General features: G+C 69.1%; 7 protein-coding genes and 1 pseudogene. 4 read left to right on the forward strand and 4 right to left on the reverse strand.

Annotated features, from left to right (window positions below):
- Nucleotides 1-315, forward strand: a pseudogene (locus HC022_RS18170) (flagellar motor switch protein FliM); the annotation flags it as partial.
- Nucleotides 316-389: 74 nt separating this feature from the next.
- Here the strand turns inward: HC022_RS18170 and HC022_RS18175 are convergent.
- From HC022_RS18175 to HC022_RS18190, 4 genes are all read right to left on the reverse strand, one after another.
- Nucleotides 390-821, reverse strand: a complete 432-nt coding sequence (locus HC022_RS18175) for a TIGR01244 family sulfur transferase (RefSeq protein WP_008884427.1) — start codon at nucleotides 819-821, stop codon at nucleotides 390-392.
- Nucleotides 822-831: 10 nt separating this feature from the next.
- Nucleotides 832-1,269, reverse strand: coding sequence for a DUF6691 family protein (locus HC022_RS18180; RefSeq protein WP_167453370.1), 438 nt, complete (start codon nucleotides 1,267-1,269; stop codon nucleotides 832-834).
- Nucleotide 1,270: 1 nt separating this feature from the next.
- A complete protein-coding gene (locus HC022_RS18185) occupies nucleotides 1,271-1,696 on the reverse strand; it encodes a YeeE/YedE family protein (RefSeq protein WP_089954780.1) in 426 nt (141 codons plus the stop codon).
- 100 nt (nucleotides 1,697-1,796) lie between these two features.
- On the reverse strand, nucleotides 1,797-2,660 hold the full coding sequence (locus tag HC022_RS18190; protein WP_089954853.1) for an MBL fold metallo-hydrolase: 864 nt from the start codon (nucleotides 2,658-2,660) through the stop codon (nucleotides 1,797-1,799).
- Between the two features lie 148 nt (nucleotides 2,661-2,808).
- Between HC022_RS18190 and HC022_RS18195 the strand changes: the two genes are divergently transcribed.
- From HC022_RS18195 to HC022_RS18205, 3 genes are all read left to right on the forward strand, one after another.
- A complete protein-coding gene (locus HC022_RS18195; protein ID WP_040383834.1) occupies nucleotides 2,809-3,135 on the forward strand; it encodes a TraR/DksA family transcriptional regulator in 327 nt (108 codons plus the stop codon).
- 39 nt (nucleotides 3,136-3,174) lie between these two features.
- Nucleotides 3,175-3,393: a hypothetical protein gene (locus HC022_RS18200; RefSeq protein ID WP_008884597.1), complete on the forward strand. Its 219-nt coding sequence runs from the start codon at nucleotides 3,175-3,177 to the stop codon at nucleotides 3,391-3,393.
- A 129-nt stretch (nucleotides 3,394-3,522) separates the two neighbouring features.
- Nucleotides 3,523-5,520 (forward strand): enoyl-CoA hydratase-related protein, encoded by a 1,998-nt coding sequence (locus HC022_RS18205; RefSeq protein WP_254885167.1) that lies wholly within the window; start codon nucleotides 3,523-3,525, stop codon nucleotides 5,518-5,520.
- Nucleotides 5,521-5,540: the final 20 nt, after the last annotated feature.

Raw genomic sequence — 5,540 nt, forward strand, 5'->3', positions numbered from 1 at the left:
ATGAACGGCATGCGGGCGGTGCGGCTGAGCTGGCCCCAGGGCGCGGGCAACGTCTCCGCGCCCATGAGGGAGGTGTCCGAGCTCGAGCCGGGCGGCATGGTGGAGCTCGCCGCCGCCGCCGTGTCCCGCCCGGAGCCCGAGCCGGACCCGGAGCCCGAGTTCTCGGCCTCGGAAATGACCGAGGATCTGCCGGACCTGCCGCCGATGGAGTTCGATACGGGGGATTTCAGCTTCGACGCCGAGCCTGCCGAGGCAGAGGCGGGCGATTTCGACTTCGATTTCTCGGCCGCGCCGCTCGATGTCGAGGAAAGCTGAGACGCAGCTCGAGAACCACGCCGGAAATGCGCTGCGCCCGACAAGCGGGCGCAGGAAAACCATGCGGAGGCGCCTTAGCCCTTCTGCGCCGCCAGAGCGTCGAGCGTCGGGCGCAGTCCGCCGAGGTCGTAGCCTGCCTTGGCGCCGGTCGCGATGATCGTGTCGGTGTCGATCGCGCCGGCGTTCGCCATGGCCCAGACGATCGAGCTGCGCGTGCCGGACCGGCAGTAGGCCAGCACCGGGCCCTCCGCCGCGCCGATGGCCGAGGCCTGCTCGGCCACCTGATCGAGCGTCAGCCCGCCGTTGACCACGGGGATGTAGACGAAATCCATCCCCGCGTCGCGCACCGCGGTCTCCAGCGCCTTGCGTTGCAGCGGGGGCGGGACCTCGTCGTCAGGACGGTTGCAGATGACAAGCGAAATGCCCGCCGCCGCGATGGCGGGCACCTCTTCGACCGCGATCTGCGGCGAGACGGAATAGCCGGGGGTGAGTTCGATGATAGCCATGGCGGTTACATCACTCCGCGGCCACGGGTTTGTCCAGACGGGTTCGCAAGAAAGGCGCGACGGCCATTCCCGTCAGCATCGCGGCGACGAAAATCCAGAGCCCGGGCCCCCCGAAACTGAGCGAGGCGATGGCCGGGCCGGGGCAGAGACCCGCGAGGCCCCAACCGATCCCGAACAGCAGCGAGCCGAGAATCAGCTTGCGGTCGATGGTCGTCGAGGGTTTCGGCGGCAGCGGCGTACCGAGGGCCGAATTGCGCAGCCGCGCGGCCACCAGCCAGGCGATGGCCATGGGGATCATCGCGCCGCCCATGACGAAGGCGAGCGTCGGGTCCCAGGCGCCGAAGACGTCGAGCCAGCCCTGCACCTTGGTGGTGTCGGTCATCCCCGAGATGAAGAGACCGCTGCCGAAGAGACCGCCCGCGATCAGGGCGAAGAGAAGCCGTGCCATGTCAGATCACTCCCAGCAGGTGGCGGAAGACAAGCACGCCGACCCCGCCCGCGAAGATGTAGGTGAGCGTCGCAGCGAAGCCCCGGACCGAGAGCCGCGACATGCCGCAGACCCCGTGTCCCGAGGTGCAGCCGTTGGCGAGCCGCGTGCCCGCGCCGACCAGCAGCCCCGCGATCACCAGCACCACGAGGTTCTCGCTGATGTGCGGGTCCACCTCGTGGTAGAGCGGTTGCAGGATCACCGGCATGAGCACGACCCCCGCGAGGAAGACGATGCGCTCCCACTTCGTGTTGCCCGCCGAGCCGTCTATGAGCCCGCCGATGATGCCAGAGGCGCCCATGATCCGCCCGTTGAAAAGCAGGTAGACGGCGCCCCCGGTGCCGATCAGCAGCCCGCCGATCAGGCCCCAGATCCAGTCCTGTTCCATGTCGTTACGTGTCCTGTGTCCAGTCAGGGAAACTGCACGCCCCCGGCCTTGGCCGAGGGCGCTGGTCCGGATCGCCCGGACCGGTAAGAGGTTCGGGCGGTCAGAGCTTGTTGACCGGCACCTTGAGGAAGACGTCGCCCTTCTCGTCCGCGGGCGGCATCTGGCCCGCGCGCATGTTCACTTGCAGCGACGGGATGATCAGCTTGGGCATGGCGAGCGTCGCGTCGCGCGCGTCGCGCATCCTGACGAACTCTTCGGCCGACTTTCCGGCGCCGACGTGGATGTTGAGCGCCTTCTGCTCGCCCACCGTGGTCTCCCACGCGTATTCGTCGCGGCCGGGCGCCTTGTAGTCGTGGCCGACGAAGATCCGGGTCTCGTCCGGCAGGGCGAGGATCTTCTGGATCGAGGCAAACAGCGTCTCGGACGAGCCGCCAGGGAAGTCGCAGCGCGCGGTGCCGAAGTCGGGCATGAAGAGCGTGTCGCCGACAAAGGCGGCGTCGCCGATCACGTAGGTCAGGCAGGCAGGCGTATGGCCCGGCGTGTGCAGCACGTCGCCGCGCAGCTGGCCGATGTGGAAGCTGTCGCCCTCCTGGAAGAGCTGGTCGAACTGCGAGCCGTCGCGCTGGAACTCGGTGCCCTCGTTGAACACCTTGCCGAAGGTGTCCTGCACGATCTTGATCCGGTCGCCGATGCCGATCTTGCCGCCGAGCTCGCGCTGGATGTAGGGCGCGGCCGAGAGGTGGTCGGCGTGCACGTGGCTCTCGAGCAGCCATTCGACCTTGTAGTCCTTGTCCCGGACAAAGGCGATGATGGCATCCGCCGAGCGCGTGTCGGTGCGGCCGGAGGCGTAGTCGAAGTCCAGAACCGAGTCGATCACCGCGCAGGACGATCCCTGCGGATCGCGCACGACGTAAGAGATCGTGTTGGTGGCTTCGTCGAAAAATGCGGTGACTTCAGGTGACATCATGGCGGTGATCCTCCGTTTCCTCATTCATATAGCTAAACGTGAATATGTATTCAAGGATTCGTTCTGTTGATCTGTTGACTTGAATCATTGCGGGGAGAGCTCCCCGGTATCATTCTTGATTCAGAAAGGCGTCGCAGGTGCAACTATGTCGCACGACAAACACAAGGCTATGCTGCTGAAGCGGCTGGAGGAACTGAAGACGAGGCTCGAAGGGATCGAGGATTCGCTCGACGAGCCCAAGCCCAGTGACTGGGACGAAAGCGCCACCGAACGCGAGGGGGACGAGGTTCTGGAAAGCCTCGGAACCAGCGGACAGGCCGAAATCGGCCGGATCGAGGCGGCGCTGCGGCGCATGGACGAGGGGGAGTACGGGTACTGCCTGACCTGCGGGGAGGCCATTTCGGAGGCGCGGCTGGACATCCTGCCTGATGCGCCTCTCTGCGCCGCCTGTGCCGGGGGGCGTAAACCCTAGGGCGGGCCCTCCCGCCCGCTCACGAGGAGGAAAACTATCATGATCGAAGCCCTGAAAACACGCATCAAGCAACTCGAATCCGAGATCAAGGTGGTCGGCGGGGACGAGGCTGTCTGCAAGGATCTGCTCGAGGATCTCGAACGCCATGTCGAGGAGCTCGAGGCGCGTGGCGGAAAGGTTCCCGCTTCCGCGCTGGCGCTGGTGCGCCCCGATGGCGACAGCGAAATCGAGGACCAGTTCGACAACATGCCGATCTGACCGGCCCGCACCGCGCCGGGAGCTTGCTTGCCTTGACCGGCGGTTTGCCGTCTAATGCCGCAAAATCGCGCGGAAAAGCGCGGAAAACCGGTGGTGACGGCCGATCGGCCGGCAAGCGGGGGCAGGCAGATGCCAGAGGCGCGGGACGCGGTCGACTATAGGTTCGGAGACGGCATCGCCTGGCTTGCCGTCGCCAATCCCCCTGTGAACACCCTGTCGCGCAGGGTGCGCGAGGGCTTGGGCGCCGCGCTGGACCGCGCCGAGGCCGAGCCCGGGCTGAAGGCGGTGGTCCTGATGGGGGCCGATCTTGCCGAGCCCGGCAGGCCGTCCGCGGGGCCTGCCGTCGTCGATCTCTGCGCCCGGCTCGAGGGCTTCCCGGTTCCGGTGGTCGCTGCGATCCACGGAACCGCGCTTGGCGGCGGGCTCGAGCTGGCGCTGGCGGCACACTACCGCATCGCGCTTTCCTCCGCCCGGCTCGGCTTTCCCGAGGTCCGGCTGGGGCTGATCCCGGCCGCCGGCGGTACCCAGCGGCTGGCGCGGATGATCGGGGCGAAGGGCGCTCTCGACATGTTGCTTGGCGGGGGCATGTTCGCCGCCTCCCGTGCGCCCGCGCGCGGACTGCTCGACGCGGTGGCCGAGGGCGACCTGCGGGCGGCGACCGAGGGCTTCGTGCGCCAGCTGCTCGAGACCGGGCAGGGGCCGCGCCGCTGTTCGGAAATGCGCCAGGGCTTCGCCGAGCCCGCCGCCTACCAGAAGGAGGTCGCGCGCCGTCGCGACGCCGCCGCGCGCCAGCCCGAGATTGCCCCGCGCGAGCTTGTCGCCGCGGTCGAGGCGGCGATGCTGCTGCCCTTCGAGGCCGGTCTCGCCTTCGAGGCGGATGTGCAGGAGACCTGCCTTGCCTCCGACCAGTCCCGCGCCTTGCGCGCCGCTTTCGTCTCCGAGGGCATGGCCGGCCGGCTCGGCCTTCCGGGCGGCACCGCCCGTCCCGCGCTGCACCGCCTTGCCGTCCTGGGTGGCGGCGGGCTTGCGGCGCAGTTCGTTTTCACGGCGCTCAATGCCGGGCTCGAGCTGCGCTGGGGCACAAGCGATCCCGAGGCGTTCCTGACCGGTGTGCCGCAGTTGCGCGACGCCTTCGCCGAAGCGGTGAAACGCGGCGCGCTGACCGACGAGCAGGCGCAGGATCGCATGGCCGGGCTCAAGGTCGGCGACAGTGCGTCCATGGCGGCGGACGTGGACATGGTCGTGCTCGCGGCGCAGGGGCAGGGCCACGTTCCGGTGCCCGAAGGCACGGTGCGCGCGGTCGCCTGCGCGGGCGAGGTCGAGGCGCTCGGCCTGCGGTTCGCGCAGCCCGGCTCCGCCTCGCGGCTGGTCGAGGTGGTGGCGGGACCCGCCGTTTCGGCCTCCGAGCTTGCCGCGGCGCAGGCGCTGGTGCGGGCGCTGGGCAAGATCGCGGTGCGGGTGGCGTCTCGCGGCGAAACCATGGCCGCGCGTCTGGTGGCGGCCTGCCAGCGGGCGGCGGATGCGCTGGTGGACGCGGGGCAGAACCCCTACGACATCGACCGCGCCTTCCGCGAGTGGGGCTGGACCCGCCCGCCCTTCGAGGCACGCGACCGGATGGGGCTCAGGGAGCTTGCCACGCAGCCGCGCGCGGACGGGGCGCGCAACTGGTCGGCGCTGCTGCTCGGGGAAGGGCGCGGGGGGCGTTCCGCGCGCAGGGGGGAGGACGAGGGGACCGGAGATCCGTCGATGCCCCGCGAAGACACGGCGCTGAAGACCCTGCTCTCCGCCGAGCGGCCGTCGGCTGCGGCGATGCCGCCCGATCTCATCCGCAAGCGGGTGCTGGGGGCGATGGTGAACGAGGGCGCGCGGATGCTGGCCTCGGGCATGGCGCTGCGCCCCTCCGACATCGACGTGGTGGCGCTGCATGCGCTCGAGATGCCGCGCTGGCGGGGCGGGCCCATGCATCTTGCCGGGGTGATGAAACTTCTAGCGCTGCGCCGCGCGATGGAGGGCTTCGACCATCCCGATCGCGCCTTCTGGGCGCCCGAGCCGATCTTTGCCGAGCTCGTCAAGAACGGCCGCAGCTTCGATGACCTGAATGCCGAGCCCGTGTCGCGCTCGGCCTGAGGCCCGCGCAACGGCCGGTT

This window comes from Salipiger sp. HF18 (genome assembly GCF_011806505.1).
In the GTDB taxonomy this organism is placed as follows: domain Bacteria; phylum Pseudomonadota; class Alphaproteobacteria; order Rhodobacterales; family Rhodobacteraceae; genus Salipiger; species Salipiger thiooxidans.

Bases quoted from the DNA above. Each gene is read 5' to 3' on its own strand.
- HC022_RS18175 (WP_008884427.1), bottom strand. From the start codon at position 821: ATGGCTATCATCGAACTCACCCCCGGCTATTCCGTCTCGCCGCAGATC.
- HC022_RS18180 (WP_167453370.1), bottom strand. From the start codon at position 1,269: ATGGCACGGCTTCTCTTCGCCCTGATCGCGGGCGGTCTCTTCGGCAGC.
- HC022_RS18185 (WP_089954780.1), bottom strand. From the start codon at position 1,696: ATGGAACAGGACTGGATCTGGGGCCTGATCGGCGGGCTGCTGATCGGC.
- HC022_RS18190 (WP_089954853.1), bottom strand. From the start codon at position 2,660: ATGTCACCTGAAGTCACCGCATTTTTCGACGAAGCCACCAACACGATC.
- HC022_RS18195 (WP_040383834.1), top strand. From the start codon at position 2,809: ATGTCGCACGACAAACACAAGGCTATGCTGCTGAAGCGGCTGGAGGAA.
- HC022_RS18200 (WP_008884597.1), top strand. From the start codon at position 3,175: ATGATCGAAGCCCTGAAAACACGCATCAAGCAACTCGAATCCGAGATC.
- HC022_RS18205 (WP_254885167.1), top strand. From the start codon at position 3,523: ATGCCAGAGGCGCGGGACGCGGTCGACTATAGGTTCGGAGACGGCATC.